This window comes from Enterobacter cloacae complex sp. GYL001, assembly GCF_049237125.1.
GTDB classification, from domain to species: Bacteria; Pseudomonadota; Gammaproteobacteria; order Enterobacterales; family Enterobacteriaceae; genus Enterobacter; species Enterobacter hormaechei_C.
In genome coordinates, this window is the sequence record NZ_JBMKGW010000001.1 from 173,348 (window position 1) to 198,796 (window position 25,449).

The window sequence follows — 25,449 nt, forward strand, 5'->3', positions numbered from 1 at the left end:
CAGAAGGACCAGGCAATGGCAAATCACAGCCGTGCAGGACAACCTGCACAACAAAGCGATTTGATTAACGTCGCTCAACTGACCGCGCAGTACTACGTGCTGAAGCCGGTGGTGGGCAACGCAGAACACGCAGTGAAGTTTGGTACATCTGGCCACCGCGGTAGTGCGGCGCGCCACAGCTTTAACGAACCGCACATTCTGGCCATTGCTCAGGCCATCGCGGAAGAGCGCGCCAAAAATGGCGTCACCGGTCCGTGCTATGTAGGGAAAGATACCCACGCCCTGTCTGAACCTGCTTTTATCTCCGTGCTGGAAGTGCTGGCGGCGAACGGCGTAGACGTGATTGTTCAGGAGAACAACGGTTTTACGCCAACGCCAGCGGTTTCTAACGCTATTCTGGTACACAACAAAAAAGGTGGCGCGCAGGCTGACGGCATTGTGATCACCCCGTCCCACAACCCACCGGAAGATGGCGGCATCAAGTACAACCCACCTAACGGTGGCCCGGCGGATACCAACGTCACGAAAGTGGTGGAAGATCGTGCCAACGCGTTACTGGCTAACGGTCTGAACGGTGTGAAACGCATCTCGCTGGATGAAGCCATGGCCTCCGGCCACGTGAAAGAGCAGGATCTGGTGCAGCCGTTCGTGGAAGGGCTGGCGGATATCGTCGATATGGCCGCTATCCAGAAAGCCGGTCTGAAGCTGGGCGTGGATCCACTGGGCGGCTCCGGTATTGAATACTGGAAACGCATTGCCGAGCACTACAAGCTGGATCTGACCATCGTGAACGATCACGTCGATCAGACCTTCCGCTTTATGCACCTGGACAAAGACGGCGCGATCCGTATGGACTGCTCCTCCGAATGCGCAATGGCTGGCCTGCTGGCGCTGCGCGACAAGTTCGATCTGGCGTTTGCCAACGACCCGGACTACGACCGTCACGGTATCGTCACCCCTGCCGGGCTGATGAACCCGAACCACTACCTGGCTGTTGCGATTAACTATCTCTTCCAGCACCGTCCGCAGTGGGGCAAAGAGGTCGCGGTGGGTAAAACGCTGGTCTCTTCCGCCATGATTGACCGTGTGGTCGACGCGCTGGGTCGCAAGCTGGTGGAAGTGCCGGTGGGCTTTAAGTGGTTTGTTGATGGTCTGCACGACGGCAGCTTCGGCTTTGGCGGTGAAGAGAGCGCGGGGGCATCCTTCCTGCGCTTCGACGGCACCCCATGGTCAACCGATAAAGACGGCATCATCATGTGCCTGCTGGCGGCGGAAATAACCGCGATCACCGGTAAGAACCCGCAGGAACATTACAACGAGCTGGCGGAACGTTTTGGTGCGCCAAGCTATAACCGTATTCAGGCTGGCGCCACGTCTGCGCAAAAAGCAGCTCTGTCAAAACTCTCTCCGGAGATGGTCAGTGCCAGTACCCTGGCAGGTGACCCGATCACCGCGCGCCTGACGGCGGCGCCGGGTAACGGCGCATCGATCGGCGGCCTGAAGGTGATGACCGAAAACGGCTGGTTCGCCGCGCGTCCATCCGGTACGGAAGATGCGTACAAAATCTATTGTGAAAGCTTCCTCGGCGCTGAGCATCGTCAGCAGATTGAGAAAGAAGCGGTAGAGATTGTCAGCGAAGTGCTGAAAAACGCGTAAGTCGTGATCTGGTGCGGGCTGATGCCCTCACCCCGGCCCTCTCCCACTGGGAGAGGGAGAAAACATAAAAAACGGCAACCTCAGGGTTGCCGTTTTGCATTGACCTCGTAGGCCCGGTAAGCGCCAGCGCTACCGGGCTTCTTTTTTAACTATGTTTATTCTTCAGTTCAAACCGTGGTGAGACCAGACCGTACAGCGTCCAGCCCATGAATGTCACCATCGCCCCATACAGCATCGCCTCCTGACCGGACGAGTAGAGCGCATAGAAGCTGTAAATCGCCCCAATCAGCGCCACGATATTGGCCGCCCGGGCTTTGCGCGGATCCACCTTCGCCACCTTCTGAATAATCACCAGCGCCGCCATCGACAGAATGTACGGAATGATGTTCGTCACCACCGCCAGGTTGACCAGCACGTTAAACTGGCTGTTCAGTGACGGGCTGATGGTCATCAGCGACAAACCGCTCTGGAAAACCACAATCGCCAGCATACCCTGCACCGGTGCATCGGCTTTGGTGACGCGGGAGAAGATTTTCGGGAAATAACCTTCGTCAGCGGAAGATTTGAATACCTGGGCGATGGTGAACTGCCAGCCCAGCAGCGAGCCGCAGCAGGACATCACCATCAGTCCCATGATCACTTTCCCTACCTCCGGCGTAAACATCTGCGCAAACGCCAGTCCGAACGGCGCCGTGGAGTTAGCCAGATCCATGTTGGGCACAATTCCCGCAATCACGTTGGTTGAGACGATATAGATCACCGCCGCCCCCAGCGTCCCGCCGAGTACCGCGATCGGCACATTTTTCTCCGGGTTTTCCACCACTTCCGCATTCGCACAGGCCGACTCCAGCCCGAGGAAGGCCCACAGCGTCATGGCGATGGACGATCCCACGGCGGTGAAGAACGGTACGTGATGCGGATTCCAGGAATTGGCGTACAGCGTCGGGCTGAACCAGAACCAGCCGATGATGCACAGGCCGACAACCGGGATGATGACGCCCCAGACGGTGATGCTGCTGAGCTGTCCGGTGATGCGCGCGCCGCCAAAGTTAGCGACGGTGCAGATCCAGAGCACGCCGATGGTCGCCAGCCCAATTTGCACCGGGGTCAGCGTCGCGCCAAACAGCTCTGTGCCGTAACCGACAGCGGAAATGGCAATCGCCACATTGGCGATCAGCAGCGACACGCCATAGGTATAGTTCGCCATAAAGTTACCGGACTTGCGGCTGAACATACCGCACTTGGCAAACGCCCACGCCAGCGCCATCGAACCCACGGCGGTAACAAGCCAGGAGATAATCGAAATCGTCCCCACTTCAGCGAGCTTGGTGGGGAGCATGATGATCCCCGAACCCATCATATTCACCATGGTGAGAATAGTGAGTTGCACCACGCCCATCTTGTTGGCCTTACTCATAATTTTTCTCCTTTCAGCAGCGATGGCTGAGCGGCAGGTTGTTTGATGACGTAGCAGCGCACCTGTTTGCGACCGTCACACTCCTCGACGTAAACCCCCTGTAACTCCGGCGCAAAACCCGGCAGCAGATTGATCCCGTCTTCCAGCGCGGCGAAATAGCGCAGCACGGAACCGCCCCAGACTTCTCCCGGCACCACGCACAACACCCCCGGTGGGTAAGGCAGCGCGCCTTCCGCGGCGATACGGCCTTCCGCGTCGCGCAGGGACACCAGCTCGACCTCACCGCGCAGATAGGCATAGTTCGCCTCCTGCAGGTTCATCATGACGCGTGGGAAGTGAGACTTGCGGAACATCTCTTTCTGCAACTGCTTCACGTTATGGCGGGCGTAGAGGTCATGCATCTCCTGACAAATCTGACGCAGGGTATAATCCGCATAACGTTCCGGATGTTGCTTATAAAGAGAGGGCAGAACCTCTTTCAGCGGCACATCGCTCTGGAGCAGTTTTTCGAAGCGCACCAGCTGGGCGACGAGCTGCTGCAATTTGCCCATGTCCTCCGCCGGGGTGAGCAGGAACAGAATGGAATTGAGGTCGCATTTTTCCGGCACGATGCCGTTTTCACGCAGGAAGTTGGCGAGGATGGTCGCGGGCACGCCGAAATCATCGTACTCACCGGTGCGGGCGTTGATGCCCGGCGTAGTTAGCAGCAGTTTGCAGGGATCGATAAAATACTGATGCTCGGCGTATCCCTCAAAGGCGTGCCAGCGTTCGCCCGGAACGAAATGGAAGAAGCGCAGATCGGTCGCAATCTCTGCCGTATCCCAGCTTTCCCATGGACGGCCATCCACCGTCTCCGGCACGAACGGACGAATAAACTGACAGTTCTGAAGGATCAGTTTCCGCGCTTCGATACCCGTCACCACGCAGTCCATCCACATGTTGCGCCCACTTTGCCCCTCGTGCATGCGGGCGTTGATATCCAGGGCGGCAAACAGCGGATAAAACGGGCTGGTGGAGGCGTGCATCATAAAGGCGTTGTTGAGGCGTTTATGCGGGACATAGCGCGGCTGGCCTTTTATGTGGCTGTCCTTCTTATGGATTTGCGAGGTTTGCGAGAAGCCCGCCTGCTGCTTATGCACCGACTGGGTCACCAGAATGCCCGGATCGTTTTCGTTCAGCTCCAGCAGCAGCGGCGAGCAGTCGGCCATCATCGGGATAAACTGCTCGTAACCCACCCAGGCGGAGTCAAACAGAATGTAATCGCACAGGTGACCAATCTTATCCACCACCTGACGGGCGTTATAAATGGTACCGTCGTAGGTGCCCAGCTGGATCACCGCCAGACGGAACGGACGTTCATCCCGCGCACGGCCAGGCGCGACCTCTGACACCAGCTCCCGCAGGTAGCTCTCGTCGAAACAGTGTGCGTCGATACCGCCGATAAACCCGTACGGGTTGCGCGCCGTTTCCAGATACACCGGCGTCGCGCCCGCCTGTAACAGCGCCCCGTGGTGATTAGATTTATGGTTATTGCGATCGAACAGCACCAGATCGCCTGGCGTGAGCAGGGCATTGAGCACCACCTTGTTGGAAGAGGAGGTGCCGTTCAGCACGAAGTAGGTTTTATCCGCATTAAAGACTTTTGCCGCATGCTGCTGGGCGATGCATGGCGCGCCTTCGTGGATCAGCAGATCGCCCATTGCCACGTCGGCATTGCACAGATCGGCGCGGAAAAGCGTTTCGCCAAAGAAATCGACAAACTGGTTTCCGGCCGGATGGCGGCGGAAGAACTGGCCTCCCTGATGTCCGGGGCAGTCAAACGCGCTGTTCCCCTGCTGGACGTAATCGACCAGCGCGCGGAAGAACGGCGGGCGGAGCTGGGTTTCGTACTTCTGTGCAGCCGCTTCAAGCTGGCGTCCGTAGTACGCATTGCTGGTGTCGGAGTACTCAAAAACGCCGTGAATACGCGACAGAAATTCAGCCGGAACCCTTTCTTCTTTATGCGTGGCAATAAACACCGGGATACCGAATCCCGTGGCTTCTATTTCTTCTATGGCGCCATTGAAAATATCGCTGACGGCCAGAACCACGGCTGCCACATCAATATAATCTGATGCGGTGATATCCACGATGTCGCGCGAAGTGGTAAAGCATTCAGGGCAGGCACGGCTGACGGCAATTTTTAACGTTTTCATCTTTATCTCTTTATTTCAGGCAATATGGGGCCCTCGACTTCTTGCGGTAAAGAAATCGATTATTTCCGGAAAAAAAAGCAAAGCGTGTCCGCTGATACGAAATCAGTTAATTGCTTTTTTGCTGAGTAGAATTCAGTCCGCCCGGTTGCGGAGAATCTGAATCACAAGGAATGAGCGCAGGTGCTCACAGGCAACAGCCTGTAAAATAGCGTTTTTCAGGATAACCTGTAAGCAGATGCGCCAGAAGTCGAAGGACTACCGGGCGTTAAAGAGATGAAAGTCAAAACAGTTACGGTGGGCAAACATCATGATATGTGTTGTCCGCCTTATATGGGGCATTAAACGATTATTGTTTTCCATGTTCAGTTTCCTTTCAGTAATTGAAAGCATGGTCATTTTATCCAGGAAAAAGGGATTAACTGTGAAACAGATCACCAATAACCGATCATTTCAGAAATAATTAGTCGTTTTGAGTGAATAACGCAGATCAAAATGCTGTTTTGTTGGTTCGGTGTTAAATTGATGTTTTAATTGTGTTTAAAGAGGGCGGATATAGCTATGAAAATAAACTCATCGTTATTTTCATGGCTATATTAAGGCTGGTATGTTTTTTATTTAAAATTAAAGTGAATACTTATTCAGATCATAAACCGATATCCGATACCGGTTTCTGTTAATAAATGACGAGGACGCGCGGGATCGGCTTCAAGTTTCTGGCGAAGGTGTCCCATATAAATGCGTAAATAGTGACTATGCTCGACAGCATTCGGTCCCCAGACCTGGCTTAACAGCTGTCGCTGCGTTAACACTTTTCCGTGGTTATTGAGCAGCACGGCCAGCAGACGAAATTCGATAGGCGTAAGGTGGATCTCTTCTTCCCCTCGCACGATGCGGCGGGCGGCAAGATCGACGCGGATATCGCCAAAGGCGTACACCGGATCGGAAGAGGACGTGGCACTGTGTCGACGCAGCGCCACACGAAGCCGGGCCTGTAACTCGCCAATGCCAAACGGTTTGATCAGATAATCATCCGCTCCGGCATCCAGCGCGGCGATTTTATCCGTCTCTTCGGTGCGGGCAGAGAGCACCAGAATGGGCATCTGGCTCCACTGACGCACCTCACGAATAAAATCGATGCCGTCGCCATCCGGAAGTCCCAGATCCAGGATCACCAGATCTGGCTTGCGGGTGGCGGCTTCAATTAACCCCCGTTGAAGCGTACCGGCTTCATGCACGCGCAAGCCGTCGCCTTCCAGCGCGGTACGCAGAAATCGGCTGATAGCGAGCTCATCTTCAACAATCAGAACGTTAATCACAAATCCTCTGGTAATTCATCAAGTTCTGGTGGGGTTTCAAGAGGAAGTGTAACACAAAAGCGTGCCCCACCTTCCGGGCGGTTCTCTGCGGAAATGGTGCCACCATGCACGTCGACAATCGCCTGGCAGATCGCCAGACCCAGCCCAACGCCCGGAATGGCGGATTCCTTATTACCGCGCGCAAATTTTTCGAATATGGCGCGCTCCTGACCGGCCGGAATACCCGGCCCGTTATCCCAGACGTCGAGCCGCAGCACACGTTTATCCACCCTGGCAGCAATCCCCAGCCGGGCCTTTGTCCCGGCGTATTTAGCCGCGTTTTCCAGCAGATTAATCAGCACGCGCTCAAACAGCGGGCCATCCACATGGATTAACGTCAGGGGTTCCGGCATGTCCAGCTCAATATGGCGCCCGCCGAGACCCGGCTCCAGCATCTTCAGCGCACTGCCGACAACCTCCTCAAGGGTGAGCCACTCTTTTTTGAGGTTAAACCCGCCGGACTGAATGCGCGCCATGTCCAGCAGGTTGTTCACCAGGCGCGTGGTATTCAGCACGTGCTGGCGAATTTCGCTGGCCTGCATCGCGTGCTTTGATCCTTCCGCCGCCAGATCCAGCGTCAGAATTTCGGACTGGCCAAACAGCACGGTAAGCGGGGTGCGCAAATCGTGAGACAGCGCTGCCAGCAGTGAATTGCGAATACTTTCGCGCTCGCTTGCCAGCCGCGCCTGCTCTTCGCTGGCGGTGAGCGCCAGCCGTTCAAGGGCGCTGGCGACCAGCAGGGTGAAGGTTTCCAGCAGGCGCTGCTGCTCTGGGATCATCAGCTGACGCAGGTTAGACGGCTCGACGATGACCAGCCCGTGATTTTTATCCGCGCTGCGCAGCGGCAGGATCTGGTAAGGCACGCCGGGCAGCGTGTCGGTGCCGGCGCCGGCAGGTAACCCCTTATCGAAACTCCAGCGGGCAATCGCTTCATCCCAGGGCGTCATCCCCGAAGGGGAGGTCAGCGGGCGAAGGCGCCCTTGTTCGTCGGGGAGCAAAATCAGGTTACTGGCATGAAAGGTCGAACGAATAAACTGCTCGCTGGTCTGCACGATATCCCGCTGCGTGCGGCCAACCGCCAGCGATTTTGACATTTCATACAGATGGCGCGTGCGCTGCTCGCGATAGCGGGCAATGCGTGCCTGGTAGCGTACGCCTGCCGTCAGATTCCCGATCACCAGCCCGACGGTAAGCATCACGGCAAAGGTCAGAATGTACTGCACGTCCGAGACAGCAAGCGTCCCGCGCGGAGCGATAAAAAAAAGGTCGAAGCTGATGACGTTGATCACCGTTGCCAGCACCGACGGCCAGCGGCCATAAAAGAGCGCGACCACAACGACGCCGAGCAGATAAATCATGACCAGATTGGCGGCGTCGAAGGCGATGAGCCACTGGCTGGCAATCACCGTAATCAGGGCGCAAAGGACCACGGCCACCAGGCAACCCCGGATCTGAATGCGCCATTTATCGCCAAAGGTGCGAGCATCCGGCGTACGGTTGGGCAGAGGGGCGGGCTTGTCATCCAGCGCGACGATGACTAAATCAAGATCCGGCGCGCGGCGGGCCAGCCTGTCGGCAAAAGATTCGCGGCTAAACCAGCGGCGATGCTGTCGACGTCCAATGACAATCTTGCCCAGGTTGTGCTCGCGCGCGTAGCGCAGAATGGCTTTATCTTCCTGCGGTTCGGAAAGGGTGGCGGTTTCGGCACCCAGCTCCTGCGCCAGCCGCAGCGCGCTCAAAATGGCGCGACGCTGATTTTCTGGCAGACCATGCAGCTGCGGCGTTTCGACGTAGACCGCGTGCCAGACGCTGCCAAATTTCGCTGCCAGCCGGGCGGCGGTGCGAACCAGTTTTTCGTTGCCGCTGCCGTGACCAATGCATAACAGAATGGCGTCCCGCGTGTGCCAGACGCGCTCTTGTCCCTGTAGGTCTCGCCAGGCGCGCATCTGGTCATCAACGCGATCGGCGGTGCGGCGCAGGGCCAGCTCGCGCAGGGCAATCAGGTTTCCTTTGCGGAAAAAATGTTCGATGGCGCGTTCGGCCTGGCCGGCAATATACACTTTGCCTTCGTGCAGGCGCTGGCGTAGATCGTCCGGCGGCAGGTCAACCAGTACGACTTCATCGGCAGAATCAAAAAACGGATCGGGGACGGTTTCCCGCACCTGGATACCGGTTACGCCGCTCACTACGTCGTTCAGGCTTTCCAGATGCTGAACATTCACCGTGGTGAAGACGTCAATGCCTGCCTCAAGCAGCTCCTCAACATCCTGCCAGCGCTTCGGATGGCGGGAGCCTGGCGCATTGCTGTGCGCCAGTTCGTCCATCAGGATCAGGGCAGGGCGGCGGGCGAGGGCGGCATCAAGATCAAACTCCGTGACCAGCCGCCCGCGATGGCTGATACGCTGGGGCGGCTGCGTCGCCAGCCCCGTCAGCAGCGCAGCCGTCTCTTTGCGACCGTGGGTTTCCACCACGCCGATGAGAATATCAAGCCCCTGCGCCCGAAGCCGCTGGGCTTCCGTCAGCATGGCGAAGGTTTTCCCGACGCCCGCGCAGGCGCCGAAGAAAATTTTCAGCTTGCCGCGGTGGGCTTCAGCCGTCTGTTCAAGCAGCCTGTCCGGATCCGGGCGCATGGGCTCGTCGGTCATTTAGTTCTTCCTTAGCGCGTCCAGCGCCAGATTCAGCTCAACAATGTTCACTACCGGCATGCCGATGAAGCTGACCAGCGGCTTTTGCGTATGTTCTGCGACCAGCTGGCTCACCTGCTCGACGGTCAGCTGACGGGCGGCTGCCACGCGTGGGATCTGCCACACCACCGCATCCGGCGTCAGGCTGTAATCCAGCCCGCTCGCGGAAGCGGTGATCAGCTCAACCGGCACCTCACGGCTGGCCTGCGGATTCGCGGCGCGCAGGGCGGCAACGCGTTCAGCAACGGCTTTGTCCAGGTCAGGATTACTGCCAGCCAGATTGCTGCCGCCGGAGGCCATTGGATTATACGGGCTTTCCGCAGTGGCGGAAGGGCGTCCCTGGAAGTAGCGCGGGTCCGTAAAGTTCTGCCCAATCAGACGCGAGCCGCGGTTTTCACCGTTCTGGATAATCAGCGAGCCGTTGGCCTGATCTTTAAACCGCCACTGGCCCAGCGCGGTAGTCATCAGCGGGTAAAGCCCGCCGGTAATCAGAGACAGCAGAATAAACAACAGTATAGCGGGACGTAACATCGTCATTGGATCCACCTTTTAAACCAGCCCGAACAGCGTTAACAGCATGTCGATAACCTTGATCCCAATAAAGGGCACCACCAGCCCACCCAGACCGTAAATCCACAGGTTACGGCGCAGCATGGCGGCGGCCGTCAGCGGCTTATAGCTCACCCCTTTCAGCGCCAGCGGAATAAGAAAGACAATAATCAGCGCGTTGAAGATCACCGCGCTCAAAATGGCCGAGGCCGGAGAGTGCAGGTGCATCACGTTCAGGGCATTCAGCTGCGGGTAGGTTGCCGCAAAAGCCGCCGGAATGATGGCGAAATACTTCGCCACGTCGTTGGCGATACTGAACGTGGTCAGCGAGCCGCGCGTCATCAGCATCTGCTTCCCGATATGTACCACTTCGATCAGCTTGGTCGGGTTCGAGTCGAGATCCACCATGTTGCCCGCCTCTTTTGCCGCCTGGGTACCGGAGTTCATCGCCACCGCCACGTCGGCCTGCGCCAGCGCCGGGGCGTCGTTGGTGCCGTCGCCGGTCATCGCCACCAGACGGCCTTCCGCCTGATACTGGCGAATGAGTGCCAGCTTCGCTTCCGGCGTCGCTTCGGAAAGGAAATCATCCACGCCCGCTTCGGCGGCAATGGCCGCCGCAGTCAGACGGTTATCCCCGGTGATCATCACTGTTTTAATGCCCATCTTACGCATCTGGGCGAAACGCTCTTTAATACCGCCTTTAACGATATCCTTCAGGGCGATAACCCCCAGAACGCTTGCACCTTCCGCCACCACCAGCGGGGTTGCTCCCTGACGCGCCACGCTTTCCACCAGGTTGTCGACTTCCGGGGGGAAGTGTCCATTATTGGCTTCAATATGACGGCGAATGGCATCAACGGACCCTTTACGGATCATCCGGTCCTGAATGTTAATTCCGCTCATTCGGGTTTGCGCTGTGAAGGGCACGAACGTGGCGTGCAGGCTCTGAACGTCGCGCTGGCGCAGGTTAAAGCGCTGCTTGGCGAGGATCACGATACTGCGGCCTTCCGGCGTTTCATCGGCCAGCGAGGAAAGCTGCGCCGCGTCAGCCAGCGTTTTTTCATCCACGCCGGGAGCAGGTAGAAAGTCAGAGGCCTGACGATTGCCCAGGGTGATGGTCCCGGTTTTATCCAGCAGCAGCACGTCTACGTCACCCGCCGCTTCAACGGCGCGTCCGCTGGTGGCGATGACGTTCGCGCCCAGCATCCGGCTCATCCCCGCCACGCCAATCGCGGAAAGCAGGCCGCCGATAGTGGTGGGGATCAGACAGACCAGCAGGGCGATCAGTACGGTGATGCTAACCGCTGTACCGCCGTAGGCGGAGAAAGGCCACAGGGTCGCCGTTGCCAGCAGGAAAACAATGGTGAGCGCCACCAGCAGAATGGTCAGGGCGATCTCGTTCGGCGTTTTACGACGCTGTGCGCCTTCCACCATGGCGATCATCCGGTCGAGAAAGGTTTCGCCCGGGTTAACGCTGCACTGGATCACCAGCCAGTCGGAAAGAATGCGCGTTCCGCCGGTAACTGAGGCGAAATCTCCGCCCGACTCACGGATCACCGGTGCGGATTCCCCGGTAATGGCGCTTTCGTCTACCGACGCGCCGCCCTCAATCACCTCACCGTCGCAGGGGATGATGTCGCCAGCTTCCACCAGCACCACGTCACCTTTGCGCAGTTCACCCGCCGGAACGTGGTCCATCTGCGCGCCGTATTTAGGTTCGCGTAATTTGCGCGCAAAGGCGGTCTTTTTTACCCCTTTCAGGCTGTTGGCCTGTGCCTTACTGCGGCCTTCCGCTAACGCTTCGGCGAAGTTGGCGAACAGCACGGTAAACCACAGCCACAGGCTGATGGCGGCGGTAAAGGTTGCATTCCCTGAAAGGTGTCCCGTTCCCATGGCAATCGCCATTGCGGTGGTGAGTAAACTTCCAGTCCAGACAATAAACATCACCGGGTTGTGCCACTGCACGCGCGGGCTCAGTTTTTTTACCGCATCCATGAGGGCCTGACGAACTAACGTCGGTTCGAGCAGGGCCAGTTGTTTACGACTCATGACAAATTCTCCGCAAAATCAGCGTAAAGAGAGATATTCCGCAACCGGGCCTAACGCGAGGGCGGGGATAAAGGTCAGGGCACCCACCAGCAGAACGGTGCCAATCAGCAGGCCGACGAACAGCGCGCCGTGAGTCGGTAACGTACCGGTGGTGGTCGGCTGGATCTTCTTATTCACCAGTGTTCCAGCGATCGCCATGACGGGAATAATCACGCCGAAACGTCCGATGAACATGCAGAACGCCAGCAAACAGTTCCAGAACGGCGAGTTGGCGCTTAATCCTGCAAAGGCGCTGCCGTTGTTGTTGGCGGCAGACGAAACGGCGTAAAGCACTTCGCTAAAGCCGTGAATGCCCGGGTTAAAGATGCCGTTGCGCCCGGCGTCGGTCATCAGCGCCAGCGCGGTACCGAGCAGCACAAGGGTGGGGGTGACCAGAATTGCCAGCGCGGTTAATTTCATTTCGCGGACGTCGATTTTTTTGCCGAGATACTCCGGCGTGCGACCGATCATTAGCCCGGCGATAAACACGGCGAGCAGAACGAACAACAGCATGCCGTACAGCCCCGAACCGACCCCACCGAAAACTACCTCGCCAATCTGCATCAGCCACATCGGGATCATGCCGCCGAGCGCGGTAAAAGAGTCGTGCATGGCGTTCACTGCCCCGCAGGAGGCCGCCGTGGTGACCACCGCATAGAGGCTGCTGGCAAGAATGCCGAAGCGGCTCTCTTTGCCTTCCAGGTTGATATTGCTGTTAGCCCCCAGCTGCATGAAGTGGCTGTTGCCGTTCCATTCGGCCCACATCACCAGTGCTACGCAGACCACGAAGATCAACGACATCGCCCACAGCAGCGTACGTCCCTGGCGGCGATCGTTAACCACATCGCCAAAGGCGAAGCAGAGCGCGGCGGGGATCAGGAAGATCGCCAGCATCTGTACAAAATTGGTTAATGCCGTTGGGTTTTCAAACGGATGCGATGAGTTGGCGTTGAAGAAGCCGCCGCCGTTGGTGCCCAGCATCTTGATCGCTTCCTGCGACGCCACCGGCCCCATTGGAAGGAGTTCCCTGGCCCCTTCAAGCGAGGTGTAAGGGGTATAAGGCAGCAGGTTTTGCAGAGTGCCTTGCTGAATAAAGAACAGGGCAATAATCAGCGCAACAGGCACCAGGATCCAAAGGGTGATGCGCGTGACATCAACCCAGGCGTTGCCGAGGGTGCTGACATTCTGACGGGCAAACGCGCGCGTCAGGGCGAAGATCACCGCGATACCGCTGGCCGCAGAAAGAAAGTTTTGCACGGTTAACCCGGCCATCTGGCTGAAGTAGCTGAGCGTGGTTTCACCAGCGTAAGACTGCCAGTTGGTGTTGGTGACAAAGCTGACCGCCGTGTTCAGCGCCAGATGCCAGGATAAACCCGGTAACTGCTGTGGGTTCAACGGCAGACTGCCCTGGAGCATCAGCAGCGTAAAGAGGGCAATAAGCCCCAGGATATTCAGAAGCAGTATCGCCATCAGGTACTGGCGCCAGTTCATTTCCCGATCGCTGATACCTGAAATGCGCCAGAGCACGTTTTCAATATTTCGCGTGCCCGGCAATGGCACGTTGTTTATCAGACGCGCCAGCGCTGTTCCCAGCGACCTGGCGAGCACAAACAGCACCAGTAAAAAGCTGGCAATAAGCAAAAACGCCTGAGCAGCCATCAGAATGCCTCCGCATTAATCAGGGCATAAATCAGATAACCCAATAACAGGAACACCAGCACGATGCCGGCAATCAGACCTGCACTCACAATCCACCTCCGGGTGACTTTTGTTGTTGTACAAACGGTAGGATTTATGGCGCAAAGATTTCGCAAAAATCAGAAGGGCAGGTGTAAAAAAAGTATAAAAAGGGAAAGACCACAATTTAACTATTGGTAAGTAAATCGTTAACTTTTTTGTAACTTAATTACATGCGGGAATGTAAATATTCACGAAATGGATGAAAATAAGTGGTCGGATGAGTAGTAAAATTACAAACAAAGCGGTATTATTTTAACCAGGTCACAGATTTCACATTTTTCGGAGACGGTTTCCGGCCAACTACAGGGGAGAAAATTATGGATCTTTATAAAGAGTTTCCGGCTCATATCATTTTCATGCGTCGCACTTTCGCCGTAGTGGCTGGCGTGCTGGCCCTGCCGGTGATGCTGTTCTGGAAAGATCGCGCACGTTTCTACAGTTACCTGCACCGCGTCTGGGCGAAAACCAGCGAGAAGCCGGTGTGGATGGATCAGGCCGAGAAAGCGACCTGCGATTTCTACTGATACGGTGTGACATCGTAGCCATAAAAAAACCGCCTACAGCAATGTGGCGGTTTTTTTGTCCCTCGGGATTCGCGGTCCGTTGGGTAATCTTGCAGCCCCTACCCGGGATTTTTATCATACCCTTCTTTAGAAAGTTCACAATCCACTTCACCTTTATAAATTCCTAATTTTACTGAAATAACTTACTTTTGGTGTTGGTGCTAATTATGATGCCACGTCCCTTTCCGCCATCTCGCAAATGGGCATCGGTCCTGGGAAAGGTGTATCCATAGCCGTAAAGCAGCCCACCTACCCGGGCTTGTGTCCACCGATTTATCACCGGTGGTGATAGGTGGAGCGGTTAGCAGCAGGGACCGCATAGTGAAACGCTATTTATGCATCGCGTTCATTGTCGCCAGCGTACTTGTTGTAAAGAGTGATAAACCGGATGTGTTTATTGCCTTTACCCTGATAGCGCAGGACAAGTAGCGTTAAGGCCGCCTCGGGCGGCCTTTTTTATTTCATCCCGTCTACACTTCATGGCAAAGTAGTTCAATGCGTGCCTTTTTCCTTTTACGGCATGCCCTTACGGACATAATGGACAATTGCCTGGAGTTTTATGCCCACCCATCTGGTTTGGTTTCGCGCGGATTTACGCATTCACGACAACTTCGCTCTCGCGGCGGCCTGCCGCGCTAAAGACGCGAATGTGCTGGCCCTGTTTATCGCCACGCCTGAACAGTGGCGGCAGCACGACATGGCGCCCCGGCAAGCGGCACTACTCAGCGCGTATCTGAATGACCTGCAACATTCACTGGCTGAAAAAGGCATTCCGCTGATCTATAAAGAGGCCCATGATTTTGCCGCGCAGCGCCAGACGGTGCAGGCAATCTGCCAGCAGCACGCAGTAACGCATCTTTATTACAACTATCAGTATGAATTCAACGAGCAACAGCGGGATCGTCAGCTGGAGAAAACCCTTGCGGGCGTGGTCTGTGAAGGCTTTGATGACAGCGTGATGCTCGCGCCGGGCAGCGTAATGACCGGTAGCCACGAAATGTATAAAGTTTTCACGCCGTTTAAAAATGCCTTTATCAAACGCCTGAAAGAGGGACTACCTGAGTGCGTTACCGCCCCGACCGTGAGAGGGGAAACGATAACGGATCTGCCGGCGATCAGGCTGAATTATCCCCAGCAGTCGTTCGATGAAACAGTATTCCCCGCCAGTGAGAAAGCAGCTATTGACCGGTTGCGTCAGTTCTGCACGCAGGGGGCGGCAGAGTACGAGGCGCGTCGGGATTTTCCAGCGACTGAAGGCACCAGCCGCTTGTCGGCCTGTTTAGCGCTGGGCGCGCTCTCTCCGCGCCAGTGTTTACATCGCCTGCTGGCGGAACAGCCTCAGGCCTTAGACGGGGGGGCGGGCGCAGTGTGGCTGAACGAACTGATCTGGCGTGAGTTTTATCGCCATCTGATGACGTATCATCCTGATTTGTGTAAACATCGGCCCTTTATTCGTTGGACCGAACAGGTACAGTGGCAGTCGAATGAGAAGCTGCTTAAGGCATGGCAGCGTGGGCTCACCGGCTTCCCGATTGTTGATGCGGCTATGCGGCAGCTCAATGAAACCGGGTGGATGCATAACCGTCTGCGTATGATTACCGCCAGCTTCCTGGTGAAGGATCTGCTTATCGACTGGCGAACCGGAGAGCGTTATTTTATCTCTCAGCTGATCGATGGCGATCTGGCGGCGAATAACGGCGGCTGGCAGTGGGCGGCCTCCACCGGAACGGATGCGGCTCCCTATTTTCGGATCTTCAATCCGACCACGCAGGGACAACGATTTGACGCCGACGGCGAGTTTATCCGTCGCTGGCTGCCTGAGCTAAAGGATGTCCCGGCCAAAGCCATTCATGAGCCCTGGGTATGGGCGGATAAACAGCGTGTTACCCTGAACTATCCCCGTCCCATTGTCGACCATAAACAGGCGCGCGTCGCCACGCTGGCGGCGTACGAAGCCGCCCGAAAAGTTTGAGAGAATGATGATGAAAAACAGTGAACTGGAACGCCTGATTAACGAAAAACTCAACACGGCTTCGTTTAGCGACTACGGCCCGAATGGCTTGCAGGTGGAGGGGCGCGAGGCGGTGCAAAAAATCATCACCGGCGTGACGGCAAGCCAGGCGCTGCTGGATGAGGCGGTGCGTCAGGAAGCCGATGCGGTGATTGTCCACCACGGTTATTTCTGGAAAAACGAATCACCGATTATTCGCGGCATGAAGCGCAACCGACTCAAAACGCTGCTGGCGAATGACATCAATCTGTACGGCTATCACCTGCCGCTCGATGCGCATCCTGAACTGGGAAATAACGTTCAGCTTGCGCAGCTGCTGGGGATTACCGTGATGGGCGAAATTGAACCTCTGGTGCCGTGGGGCGAACTGTCGATGCCGGTTCCGGGTCTGGAGCTGGCTTCGTGGATCGAAGCGCGCCTGGGGCGTCGTCCGCTGTGGTGCGGCGACACCGGGCCGGATACCGTGAAGCGCGTGGCATGGTGCACCGGCGGCGGCCAGGGCTTTATTGACAGCGCGGCGCGTTTTGGTGTCGACGCCTTCATTACCGGCGAAGTCTCCGAGCAGACCATTCACTCAGCCCGTGAACAAGGCCTGCATTTTTACGCGGCGGGCCATCACGCCACCGAGCGTGGCGGCATCCGCGCCCTCAGCGAGTGGCTGACGGAAAATACCGATCTGGATGTGACGTTTATTGATATCCCTAATCCGGCCTGATGAGAGGTAGTTAAGTGCAGCGAGCGCGTTGTTATCTTCTGGGTGAAACCGCGGTAGTTCTGGAGCTTGAGCCTCCGGTGACGCTTGCCACGCAAAAGCGTATCTGGCGTCTGGCTCAGCGACTGCCCGAGCTACCCGGCGTGGTTGAAGCTATTCCGGGTATGAATAATATCACCGTGGTGCTGCGTGATCCGCACACGGGGGCGCTGGATGCCATTGAGCGTCTGCAACGCTGGTGGGAGGAGAGCGAGGCGCTGGAGCCGGAATCGCGGACGATTGAGATCCCGGTTGTCTATGGCGGCAAGGGAGGTCCCGACCTTGGCGTGGTGGCCGAACACTGTGGATTAACGGAGAAGCAGGTTGTGGAGCTGCATAGCTCAGTCGACTATGTTGTCTGGTTTTTGGGATTTCAGCCGGGTTTCCCCTATCTGGGCGGCTTATCGCCCCAGCTGCATACGCCGCGCCGGGCTGAGCCGCGCCTGAGCGTACCGGCGGGCAGCGTGGCGATTGGTGGCGAGCAAACGGGAATTTATCCGCTCGCCTCACCGGGAGGCTGGCAGCTGATTGGGCACACGTCCACGCCGTTATTTGAACCAGGCCAGGATGCGCCCATACTCCTGCGTCCGGGGGATACCCTGCGCTTTATCCCGCAGAAGGAGGGGGTATGTTAACGCTTATTCGCGCAGGGCTTTACACCTCGGTACAGGATGCCGGGCGTTTTGGGCTGCGTCAGTCGGGCGTGAGCTACTGCGGTGCGCTCGATCGCCCTTCGCTGGAGATTGCCAACCTGCTGGTAGGTAACGCAGGCAGCACGGCGGCGTTAGAAATTACGCTGGGTCAGTGCGTGATTGAGTTTGGTCAGGAAACCTGGTTTGCCTTAACCGGCGCGGGCTGTGACGCGACGCTGGACGGCAAAGCGGTGTGGACCGGCTGGCGCCTGCGGGCGAAGGCCGGGCAGCGTCTGACGCTCAAGCGTCCTCTGCACGGCGTGCGCAGCTATCTTGCGGTGGCGGGGGGGATCGACGTGCCGGAGGTGTTGGGCTCATCCAGCACCGACCAGAAAGCGGGAATGGGCGGCCATGAAGGACGGCTGCTGCGTGACGGCGATCGTCTGCGGATAAAGATCTCAACGCGCCATTTCACCACCACGCAGGGCGTGAAACAGCTGCTGTGGGGGAACGTGATCCGCGCCTTACCAGGACCGGAATACCATGAGTTTGATGAAGCCGCGAAAGAGTCTTTCTGGCGCTCGCCATGGAAGATCAGCCCGCAGAGTAACCGCATGGGTTACCGGCTTCAGGGCCAGCCGCTGACCCGCACGACTGACCGGGAGCTGCTTTCCCATGGTCTGTTGCCCGGGGTGATTCAGGTGCCGGGCAACGGGCAGCCCATCGTACTGATGAACGATGCGCAAACCACGGGGGGATATCCGCGTATTGCCTGCATTATCGAAGCGGATCGCTACCATCTGGCGCAAATTCCTCTCGGTCAGCCCATTCATTTTGTGCAGTGTTCGCTGGAGGAGGCGCTGAAAGCCCGGCAGGATCAGCAGCGTTATCTCGATCAGCTGGCGTGGAGGCTCGATGGTAAAGATTGATTTAAACGCCGATCTGGGGGAGGGCAGCAGCGCCGATGCGGCGCTGATGACGCTGGTCTCCTCGGTGAACATCGCCTGCGGGTTTCATGCCGGCGATGCGCAGACCATGCTGGCGAGCGTGCGCAATGCCATGAAAAACGGCGTGGCGATTGGCGCTCACCCCAGCTTTCCCGACCGGGAAAACTTTGGTCGCACAGCGATGGATCTGCCGCCTGAGACGGTTTACGCGCAAATGCTCTACCAGATCGGCGCGCTGGAGACGATAGTGCGCGCTGAGAATGGCGTGTTGCGCCACGTCAAGCCGCACGGCATGCTCTATAACCAGGCGGCGAAAGATCCGGCGCTGGCGGATGCCATTGCCCGCGCGGTGCGGGACTGTAATCCACAACTGATTCTGGTAGGCCTGGCGGGCAGCGAGCTTATCCGTGCCGGAGAGCGGCTGGGGCTGACTACGCGGCAGGAAGTGTTTGCCGATCGGGGATACCTGCCGGACGGTAGCCTTGTTCCGCGTACGCAGGCCGGTGCGCTGATCACCGACGAAGGTAAAGCGCTGGCGCAGACGCTGGAGATGGTGCGCTTCGGGCGAGTAACCTCAACGGAGGGGACAACGGCAAACGTTCAGGCTGATACGGTGTGCTTACACGGTGACGGCGAGCATGCGCTCCAGTTTGCGCGACGCCTGCGGATGGCGTTCTCGGAAGAGGGCATTGTTGTCAGCGCAGAATAATCATGAAAGGACAATAACATGCCAGAAGGTCCGGAGATCCGGCGCGCGGCGGATAGCCTGGAGGCGGCGATAAAGGGCAAACCTCTGACATACGTCTGGTTTGCCTTTCCTCAACTCAAGCCGTTTGAATCGCAGCTGGTGGGGCAGACGGTGACCCACATTGAAACGCGCGGCAAGGCGTTACTCACCCACTTTTCCCATAACCTGACGTTATACAGCCATAATCAGCTTTACGGCGTTTGGCGGGTGGTGGAGGCGGACGAGCAGCCGCAAACGACCCGCGTGCTGCGCGTGCGGCTACAAACGGCGGATAAGGCGATCCTGCTCTACAGCGCCTCTGATATCGAAATGTTAACGCCGGAGCAGCTGCTGACGCATCCGTTCTTACAGCGGGTCGGGCCGGACGTGCTCGACATGCGTCTGACGGCAAGCGATGTGAAAGCCCGGTTGTTATCCCCCACATTCCGCAACCGGCAGTTTTCCGGGCTGTTGCTCGATCAGGCATTTCTGGCGGGGCTGGGAAACTACCTGCGGGTGGAGATCCTCTGGGAAGTGGGGCTGGCGCCGCAGCGCAAAGCGTCGCAGCTGAGCGATGAACAGCTGGAGGCGCTGTCGCACGCGTTACTGGATATTCCACGGCTGTCGTACAACACGCGCGGCGTGGTGGATGAGAACAAGCATCACGGGGCGCTGTTCCGCTTCAAGGTGTTTCATCGGGCGGGTAAAAAGTGTGAGCGGTGCGGCGGGGTGATTGAGAAGGCGACGATCTCTTCCAGGCCGTTTTACTGGTGTCCTGGGTGCCAGATGTAAAAAAGCCGGGTGGTGGCTACGCCTTACCCGGCCTACATCTCGCACTTGTAGGCCCGGCAAGCGAAGCGCCGCCGGGCGTGTTTTTTAGCGCTTAATGTCAGACTTAAAATCACGCTGCTCGTAGCCGGTATACAGCTGACGAGGACGCGCGATTTTCATGCCTTCGCTGTGCATTTCGTTCCAGTGCGCAATCCAGCCCACGGTACGCGCCATGGCGAAGATTACGGTGAACATGGAAGACGGAATGCCCATCGCTTTCAGAATAATGCCAGAGTAGAAATCGACGTTCGGGTAGAGTTTCTTCTCGATGAAGTACGGGTCGTTCAGCGCGATGTGTTCCAGCTCCATCGCCACTTCCAGCAGATCATCTTTGGTGCCCAGCTCTTTCAGCACTTCGTGGCAGGTCTCACGCATGACGGTCGCGCGCGGGTCGTAGTTTTTGTAAACACGGTGACCGAAGCCCATCAGACGGAAGGAGTCATTCTTGTCTTTCGCGCGGCGCACGAACTCAGGAATGTGCTCAACGGAGCTGATCTCTTCCAGCATCTTCAGTGCCGCTTCGTTCGCGCCGCCGTGCGCCGGTCCCCACAGGGAGGCGATGCCCGCAGCGATACAGGCGAACGGGTTCGCGCCGGAAGAGCCCGCGGTACGGACGGTAGAGGTCGAGGCGTTTTGTTCGTGGTCAGCGTGCAGGATCAGAATACGGTCCATCGCGCGTTCCAGCACCGGGTTCACTTCGTACTCTTCGCACGGCGTGGAGAACATCATACGCAGGAAGTTACCCGCGTAGGAGAGGTCATTGCGTGGGTACACAAACGGCTGACCGATAGAGTATTTGTAACACATCGCCGCCATGGTAGGCATTTTAGACAGCAGACGGAACGCCGCGATATCACGGTGACGTGGGTTATTCACGTCCAGAGAATCGTGGTAGAACGCCGCCAGCGCACCGGTAATACCGCACATGACCGCCATCGGATGAGAGTCACGACGGAACGCATGGAACAGACGGGTAATCTGCTCATGGATCATGGTGTGACGGGTCACGGTGGTTTTGAATTCATCGTACTGCGCCTGCGTCGGTTTTTCGCCGTTCAGCAGGATGTAGCACACTTCCAGATAGTTGGATTCGGTGGCTAACTGATCGATGGGGAAGCCGCGATGGAGCAGGATACCTTCGTCACCGTCAATGTAGGTGATTTTGGATTCGCAAGATGCGGTAGAGGTAAATCCAGGGTCAAAGGTGAAAACTCCTTTGGAACCCAGCGTACGGATATCAATAACATCCTGACCGAGCGTGCCTTTTAGCACATCCAGTTCAATAGCATCATCACCATTTAGGGTGAGTTTTGCCTTTGTATCAGCCATTTACGGTCTCCTTAGCGCCTTATGCTTAAGACTGCGCTTTACCGGATTTGCTTTCAGCTGTTAATCATCGTTACCAGATTGTTATTTGGCTTACCGCTCAGCTCACGAGGAGAAACCAGGGTACAGAGCTATGGCGCCTTGCAGGTAAACGAATGAAATATCAGTGAAACAACAGCAAATCAGCGTTTTTGCAGTCCGAATTATTCAAACCTGTATATCACTAATAACTGTCCTGATAACTTCGGTCAATACCATCACACTGTTACATAACTATTTGTCAGGTGAAAGAGAGACCTCATAACTTTTGCGCATTATATGCCTTTTCTGATGACGTTTGTAACAATATTGTTTAACATTTGTCAAATCAGATGATTAAAAATTAAAAAGATGTTGTTATCGTGACCCCGATCACTGTTCAAGAGAAAACCCAACAAACTGTATGTAGGTTAATTGTAATGATTTTGTGAACGGCCTATACTGCCGCCAGGTCTCCGGAACACCCTGCAATCCCGAGCCACCCAGCGTTGTAACGTGTCGTTTTAGCATTTGGAAGCAATGTTTTGCATGACGCGCAGTTATAGAAAAGGAACGCTGTCTGACCCGCATCGCAGTCCGGAGGAAGGAAACAATAAGAACAGCATGTGGGCGTTATTCATGATAAGAAATGTGAAAAAACAAAGACCTGTCAATCTGGATCTCAAAACGATCCGATTCCCTGTAACAGCAATAGCGTCCATTCTGCACCGTGTTTCTGGTGTGATTACGTTTGTGGCGGTCGGTATCTTGCTGTGGTTACTGGGAACCAGCCTCTCATCCCCTGAAGGATTCCTCCAGGCCTCAGTCATCATGAACAGCTTCTTCGTGAAATTTATCATGTGGGGCATTCTGACCGCGCTGGCCTATCACGTGGTTGGCGGCGTTCGCCATATGCTGATGGACTTTGGCTACCTGGAAGAGACGTTCGAGGCCGGTAAACGTACCGCTAACATTTCATTTGTGATCACTGTCGTGCTTTCACTTCTCGCAGGAGTTCTCGTATGGTAAGCAACGCCTCCGCATTAGGACGCAACGGCGTACATGACTTCATCCTGGTCCGTGCTACCGCCATCGTTCTCACCCTTTACATCATCTATATGATCGGTTTCTTCGCGACCAGCGGCACGCTGACGTGGGAAATCTGGAGTGGTTTCTTCGGATCGGCCTTCACCAAAGTGTTCACCCTGCTGGCCCTGTTCTCCATCCTTATTCATGCCTGGATTGGCATGTGGCAGGTGTTGACCGATTACGTTAAACCGCTGGCGATTCGCCTTCCGCTGCAACTGATTATTGTTGTTGCTCTGCTGGTTTACGTCATTTATGGATTTGTTGTTGTGTGGGGTGTGTAATGAAACTGCCAGTCAGAGAATTTGATGCTGTTGTGATTGGTGCGGGTGGCGCAGGTATGCGCGCCGCACTACAAATTTCCCAGAGCGGCCAGACCTGTGCGCTGCTCTCTAAAGTATTCCCGACCCGTTCCCACACTGTGTCTGCGCAGGGCGGTATCACCGTTGCGCTGGGTAATTCCCATGAAGATAACTGGGAATGGCATATGTACGATACGGTAAAAGGTTCCGATTACATCGGTGACCAGGATGCCATCGAATATATGTGTAAAACCGGCCCGGAAGCGATTCTGGAGCTGGACCACATGGGTCTGCCGTTCTCTCGTCTGGAAAATGGCACCATCTATCAGCGTCCGTTTGGCGGCCAGTCGAAAAACTTCGGCGGCGAGCAGGCGGCACGTACCGCAGCGGCGGCTGACCGTACCGGCCACGCGCTGCTGCACACGCTGTATCAGCAGAACCTGAAAAACCACACCACAATTTTCTCCGAGTGGTATGCGCTGGATCTGGTGAAAAACGCCGATGGCGCCGTGGTGGGTTGTACCGCCCTGTGCATCGAAACCGGTGAAGTGGTCTACTTCAAAGCCCGCGCAACCGTGCTGGCGACCGGCGGCGCAGGCCGTATCTATCAGTCCACTACCAACGCCCATATCAACACCGGTGACGGCGTTGGGATGGCGATCCGCGCTGGCGTGCCGGTGCAGGACATGGAGATGTGGCAGTTCCACCCAACCGGTATCGCCGGTGCGGGCGTACTGGTGACAGAAGGCTGCCGTGGTGAAGGTGGTTACCTGCTGAACAAACATGGCGAGCGCTTCATGGAGCGTTATGCGCCAAACGCAAAAGACCTTGCGGGCCGTGACGTGGTGGCGCGTTCCATCATGATCGAAATCCGTGAAGGCCGCGGCTGTGACGGCCCTTGGGGTCCACACGCGAAGCTGAAACTCGACCATCTGGGTAAAGAAGTGCTGGAATCCCGTCTGCCGGGCATTCTGGAGCTGTCCCGCACCTTCGCGCACGTCGACCCTGTGAAAGAGCCAATTCCGGTTATCCCAACCTGTCACTACATGATGGGCGGTATTCCGACCAAAGTGACCGGTCAGGCGCTGACCGTGAACGAGCAGGGCGAAGACGTGGTCATCCCTGGCCTGTTCGCGGTAGGCGAAATTGCCTGCGTATCCGTGCACGGCGCAAACCGTCTGGGCGGCAACTCCCTGCTGGACCTGGTGGTATTTGGTCGTGCGGTGGGTCTGCATCTCCAGGAGTCTATTGCCGAGCAGGGCGCGCTGCGTGATGCGACCGACGACGAAATAGATGCCTCTCTTGAGCGCCTCAACCGCTGGAACGGCAACCGTAGCGGCGAAGATCCGGTGGAGATCCGTAAGGCGTTGCAGGAGTGTATGCAGCACAACTTCTCGGTATTCCGCGAAGGTGACGCGATGGCCAAAGGGCTTGAGCAGCTGAAAGCGATCCGCGAGCGTCTGAAGAATGCCCGTCTGGATGATACCTCCAGCGAGTTCAACACCCAGCGCGTTGAGTGCCTGGAGCTGGATAACCTGATGGAAACCGCGTTCGCCACTGCGATGTCGGCAAACTTCCGTACCGAAAGCCGTGGCGCCCATAGCCGCTTCGACTTCCCGGATCGTGATGACGAAAACTGGCTGTGCCATTCCCTGTATCTGCCAGAGTCGGAAACCATGACGCGTCGTAGCGTTAACATGGAACCGAAACTGCGTCCGGCGTTCCCGCCGAAGATTCGTACCTACTAATGCGGAGACAGGATAATGAAACTCGAATTCTCAGTTTATCGTTATAACCCGGATGTAGACGATGCTCCGCGTATGCAGGATTACACCCTCGAAGCGGAAGAAGGTCGTGACATGATGCTGCTGGATGCCTTAATCCAGCTGAAAGAGAAAGATCCTACGCTGTCGTTCCGCCGCTCCTGCCGTGAAGGGGTGTGTGGCTCTGACGGTGTAAACATGAACGGCAAAAACGGTCTGGCCTGTATTACGCCAATTTCAGCGCTACAGCGTTCTGGCCAGAAAATTGTGATCCGTCCTCTGCCTGGCCTGCCGGTCGTGCGTGATTTGGTGGTGGACATGGGGCAATTCTATGCACAATATGAGAAGATTAAGCCTTACTTATTGAATAATGGGCAAAATCCACCCGCTCGCGAGCACTTACAGTCTCCTGAGCAGCGTGAAAAACTCGATGGGTTGTACGAGTGTATTCTCTGTGCATGCTGTTCTACGTCATGCCCGTCATTCTGGTGGAACCCGGATAAATTTATCGGCCCTGCGGGTCTGCTGGCTGCCTATCGCTTCCTGATCGACAGCCGCGATACCGAAACCGAGAATCGTCTGGAAGGGCTAAGTGACGCTTTCAGCGTATTCCGCTGCCATAGCATCATGAACTGCGTCAGTGTGTGTCCTAAGGGGCTGAACCCGACGCGCGCCATCGGGCATATTAAGTCGATGTTGTTGCAGCGCAGTGCGTAAGTAACAACGCCGGATGGCGCTGCGCTTATCCGGCCTACGTAACAGTAGGCCCGGTAAGCGTAGCGTCACCGGGCAAATTGCAGAAACCTTT

General features: G+C 56.6%; 22 protein-coding genes. 12 read left to right on the top strand and 10 right to left on the bottom strand.

Features of this window, described 5'->3' with window-relative positions; translation table 11 throughout:
- Nucleotides 1-15: 15 nt before the first annotated feature.
- Entirely contained in the window at nt 16-1,656 is a 1,641-nt protein-coding gene (pgm, locus tag ACOTWU_RS00855) for a phosphoglucomutase (alpha-D-glucose-1,6-bisphosphate-dependent) (protein WP_126499054.1), read from the top strand.
- A 145-nt stretch (nt 1,657-1,801) separates the two neighbouring features.
- On the opposite strand, the gene potE is transcribed toward pgm, so the two are convergent.
- The 9 genes from potE to kdpF all read right to left on the bottom strand — a co-directional run bounded on the left by potE (nt 1,802) and on the right by kdpF (nt 13,692).
- The gene (potE, locus tag ACOTWU_RS00860; RefSeq protein ID WP_126499053.1) at nt 1,802-3,073 is read right to left on the bottom strand and encodes a putrescine-ornithine antiporter; all 1,272 of its coding nucleotides are present in this window, start codon (nt 3,071-3,073) and stop codon (nt 1,802-1,804) included.
- Nucleotides 3,070-5,268 (bottom strand): ornithine decarboxylase SpeF, encoded by a 2,199-nt coding sequence (gene speF, locus ACOTWU_RS00865; protein ID WP_126499052.1) that lies wholly within the window; start codon nt 5,266-5,268, stop codon nt 3,070-3,072. The genes potE and speF overlap by 4 nt, the downstream gene beginning before the upstream one ends.
- Before the next feature lie 255 nt (nt 5,269-5,523).
- On the bottom strand, nt 5,524-5,628 hold the full coding sequence (gene speFL, locus ACOTWU_RS00870; protein ID WP_003858645.1) for a leader peptide SpeFL: 105 nt from the start codon (nt 5,626-5,628) through the stop codon (nt 5,524-5,526).
- A gap of 278 nt (nt 5,629-5,906) precedes the next feature.
- The gene (gene kdpE / locus ACOTWU_RS00875) at nt 5,907-6,584 is read right to left on the bottom strand and encodes a two-component system response regulator KdpE (RefSeq protein WP_032670340.1); all 678 of its coding nucleotides are present in this window, start codon (nt 6,582-6,584) and stop codon (nt 5,907-5,909) included.
- On the bottom strand, nt 6,581-9,268 hold the full coding sequence (kdpD, locus tag ACOTWU_RS00880) for a two-component system sensor histidine kinase KdpD (RefSeq protein ID WP_015571120.1): 2,688 nt from the start codon (nt 9,266-9,268) through the stop codon (nt 6,581-6,583). Before kdpD ends, kdpE begins: the two co-directional genes overlap by 4 nt.
- Complete coding sequence (gene kdpC / locus ACOTWU_RS00885) at nt 9,269-9,844, bottom strand: potassium-transporting ATPase subunit KdpC (protein WP_126499051.1); 576 nt, start codon at nt 9,842-9,844, stop codon at nt 9,269-9,271.
- 12 nt (nt 9,845-9,856) lie between these two features.
- On the bottom strand, nt 9,857-11,905 hold the full coding sequence (gene kdpB / locus ACOTWU_RS00890; RefSeq protein ID WP_126499050.1) for a potassium-transporting ATPase subunit KdpB: 2,049 nt from the start codon (nt 11,903-11,905) through the stop codon (nt 9,857-9,859).
- 18 nt (nt 11,906-11,923) lie between these two features.
- Nucleotides 11,924-13,603 (bottom strand): potassium-transporting ATPase subunit KdpA, encoded by a 1,680-nt coding sequence (kdpA, locus tag ACOTWU_RS00895; RefSeq protein ID WP_126499049.1) that lies wholly within the window; start codon nt 13,601-13,603, stop codon nt 11,924-11,926.
- Nucleotides 13,603-13,692 carry a K(+)-transporting ATPase subunit F gene (kdpF, locus tag ACOTWU_RS00900; RefSeq protein ID WP_003858638.1) on the bottom strand — a complete coding sequence of 30 codons (90 nt, stop codon included), beginning with the start codon at nt 13,690-13,692 and terminating at the stop codon, nt 13,603-13,605. The genes kdpA and kdpF overlap by 1 nt, the downstream gene beginning before the upstream one ends.
- 309 nt (nt 13,693-14,001) lie before the next feature.
- Between kdpF and ACOTWU_RS00905 the strand changes: the two genes are divergently transcribed.
- The 7 genes from ACOTWU_RS00905 to nei all read left to right on the top strand — a co-directional run bounded on the left by ACOTWU_RS00905 (nt 14,002) and on the right by nei (nt 20,107).
- A complete protein-coding gene (locus ACOTWU_RS00905) occupies nt 14,002-14,208 on the top strand; it encodes a YbfA family protein (protein ID WP_003858637.1) in 207 nt (68 codons plus the stop codon).
- A gap of 598 nt (nt 14,209-14,806) precedes the next feature.
- Nucleotides 14,807-16,219, top strand: coding sequence for a deoxyribodipyrimidine photo-lyase (gene phrB, locus ACOTWU_RS00910; protein WP_023303302.1), 1,413 nt, complete (start codon nt 14,807-14,809; stop codon nt 16,217-16,219).
- Between the two features lie 10 nt (nt 16,220-16,229).
- Nucleotides 16,230-16,973, top strand: a complete 744-nt coding sequence (locus ACOTWU_RS00915; protein ID WP_026094364.1) for a type 2 GTP cyclohydrolase I — start codon at nt 16,230-16,232, stop codon at nt 16,971-16,973.
- 14 nt (nt 16,974-16,987) lie between these two features.
- Entirely contained in the window at nt 16,988-17,644 is a 657-nt protein-coding gene (gene pxpB, locus ACOTWU_RS00920; RefSeq protein ID WP_003858633.1) for a 5-oxoprolinase subunit PxpB, read from the top strand.
- Nucleotides 17,638-18,570: a 5-oxoprolinase subunit PxpC gene (gene pxpC / locus ACOTWU_RS00925; protein WP_047728001.1), complete on the top strand. Its 933-nt coding sequence runs from the start codon at nt 17,638-17,640 to the stop codon at nt 18,568-18,570. The genes pxpB and pxpC overlap by 7 nt, the downstream gene beginning before the upstream one ends.
- On the top strand, nt 18,557-19,297 hold the full coding sequence (gene pxpA, locus ACOTWU_RS00930) for a 5-oxoprolinase subunit PxpA (protein WP_126499048.1): 741 nt from the start codon (nt 18,557-18,559) through the stop codon (nt 19,295-19,297). Before pxpC ends, pxpA begins: the two co-directional genes overlap by 14 nt.
- Before the next feature lie 18 nt (nt 19,298-19,315).
- On the top strand, nt 19,316-20,107 hold the full coding sequence (nei, locus tag ACOTWU_RS00935) for an endonuclease VIII (protein ID WP_126499047.1): 792 nt from the start codon (nt 19,316-19,318) through the stop codon (nt 20,105-20,107).
- Between the two features lie 84 nt (nt 20,108-20,191).
- Here nei and ACOTWU_RS00940 read toward each other — a convergent pair whose 3' ends face one another.
- Entirely contained in the window at nt 20,192-21,475 is a 1,284-nt protein-coding gene (locus tag ACOTWU_RS00940) for a citrate synthase (RefSeq protein ID WP_006809584.1), read from the bottom strand.
- Between the two features lie 639 nt (nt 21,476-22,114).
- Between ACOTWU_RS00940 and sdhC the strand changes: the two genes are divergently transcribed.
- The 4 genes from sdhC to ACOTWU_RS00960 are packed head-to-tail and all read left to right on the top strand — an operon-like array spanning nt 22,115 to nt 25,358.
- A complete protein-coding gene (gene sdhC, locus ACOTWU_RS00945) occupies nt 22,115-22,519 on the top strand; it encodes a succinate dehydrogenase cytochrome b556 subunit (RefSeq protein WP_164550786.1) in 405 nt (134 codons plus the stop codon).
- Complete coding sequence (gene sdhD, locus ACOTWU_RS00950; protein ID WP_003858621.1) at nt 22,513-22,860, top strand: succinate dehydrogenase membrane anchor subunit; 348 nt, start codon at nt 22,513-22,515, stop codon at nt 22,858-22,860. The genes sdhC and sdhD overlap by 7 nt, the downstream gene beginning before the upstream one ends.
- Nucleotides 22,860-24,626: a succinate dehydrogenase flavoprotein subunit gene (gene sdhA / locus ACOTWU_RS00955; RefSeq protein WP_017384970.1), complete on the top strand. Its 1,767-nt coding sequence runs from the start codon at nt 22,860-22,862 to the stop codon at nt 24,624-24,626. The genes sdhD and sdhA overlap by 1 nt, the downstream gene beginning before the upstream one ends.
- 15 nt (nt 24,627-24,641) lie before the next feature.
- The gene (locus ACOTWU_RS00960) at nt 24,642-25,358 is read left to right on the top strand and encodes a succinate dehydrogenase iron-sulfur subunit (protein WP_023303307.1); all 717 of its coding nucleotides are present in this window, start codon (nt 24,642-24,644) and stop codon (nt 25,356-25,358) included.
- Nucleotides 25,359-25,449: the final 91 nt, after the last annotated feature.

Bases quoted from the DNA above. Each gene is read 5' to 3' on its own strand.
- pgm (WP_126499054.1), top strand. From the start codon at position 16: ATGGCAAATCACAGCCGTGCAGGACAACCTGCACAACAAAGCGATTTG.
- potE (WP_126499053.1), bottom strand. From the start codon at position 3,073: ATGAGTAAGGCCAACAAGATGGGCGTGGTGCAACTCACTATTCTCACC.
- speF (WP_126499052.1), bottom strand. From the start codon at position 5,268: ATGAAAACGTTAAAAATTGCCGTCAGCCGTGCCTGCCCTGAATGCTTT.
- speFL (WP_003858645.1), bottom strand. From the start codon at position 5,628: ATGGAAAACAATAATCGTTTAATGCCCCATATAAGGCGGACAACACAT.
- kdpD (WP_015571120.1), bottom strand. From the start codon at position 9,268: ATGACCGACGAGCCCATGCGCCCGGATCCGGACAGGCTGCTTGAACAG.
- kdpC (WP_126499051.1), bottom strand. From the start codon at position 9,844: ATGACGATGTTACGTCCCGCTATACTGTTGTTTATTCTGCTGTCTCTG.
- kdpB (WP_126499050.1), bottom strand. From the start codon at position 11,905: ATGAGTCGTAAACAACTGGCCCTGCTCGAACCGACGTTAGTTCGTCAG.
- kdpA (WP_126499049.1), bottom strand. From the start codon at position 13,603: ATGGCTGCTCAGGCGTTTTTGCTTATTGCCAGCTTTTTACTGGTGCTG.
- ACOTWU_RS00905 (WP_003858637.1), top strand. From the start codon at position 14,002: ATGGATCTTTATAAAGAGTTTCCGGCTCATATCATTTTCATGCGTCGC.
- phrB (WP_023303302.1), top strand. From the start codon at position 14,807: ATGCCCACCCATCTGGTTTGGTTTCGCGCGGATTTACGCATTCACGAC.
- ACOTWU_RS00915 (WP_026094364.1), top strand. From the start codon at position 16,230: ATGAAAAACAGTGAACTGGAACGCCTGATTAACGAAAAACTCAACACG.
- pxpC (WP_047728001.1), top strand. From the start codon at position 17,638: ATGTTAACGCTTATTCGCGCAGGGCTTTACACCTCGGTACAGGATGCC.
- pxpA (WP_126499048.1), top strand. From the start codon at position 18,557: ATGGTAAAGATTGATTTAAACGCCGATCTGGGGGAGGGCAGCAGCGCC.
- nei (WP_126499047.1), top strand. From the start codon at position 19,316: ATGCCAGAAGGTCCGGAGATCCGGCGCGCGGCGGATAGCCTGGAGGCG.
- ACOTWU_RS00940 (WP_006809584.1), bottom strand. From the start codon at position 21,475: ATGGCTGATACAAAGGCAAAACTCACCCTAAATGGTGATGATGCTATT.
- sdhC (WP_164550786.1), top strand. From the start codon at position 22,115: ATGTGGGCGTTATTCATGATAAGAAATGTGAAAAAACAAAGACCTGTC.
- sdhD (WP_003858621.1), top strand. From the start codon at position 22,513: ATGGTAAGCAACGCCTCCGCATTAGGACGCAACGGCGTACATGACTTC.
- sdhA (WP_017384970.1), top strand. From the start codon at position 22,860: ATGAAACTGCCAGTCAGAGAATTTGATGCTGTTGTGATTGGTGCGGGT.
- ACOTWU_RS00960 (WP_023303307.1), top strand. From the start codon at position 24,642: ATGAAACTCGAATTCTCAGTTTATCGTTATAACCCGGATGTAGACGAT.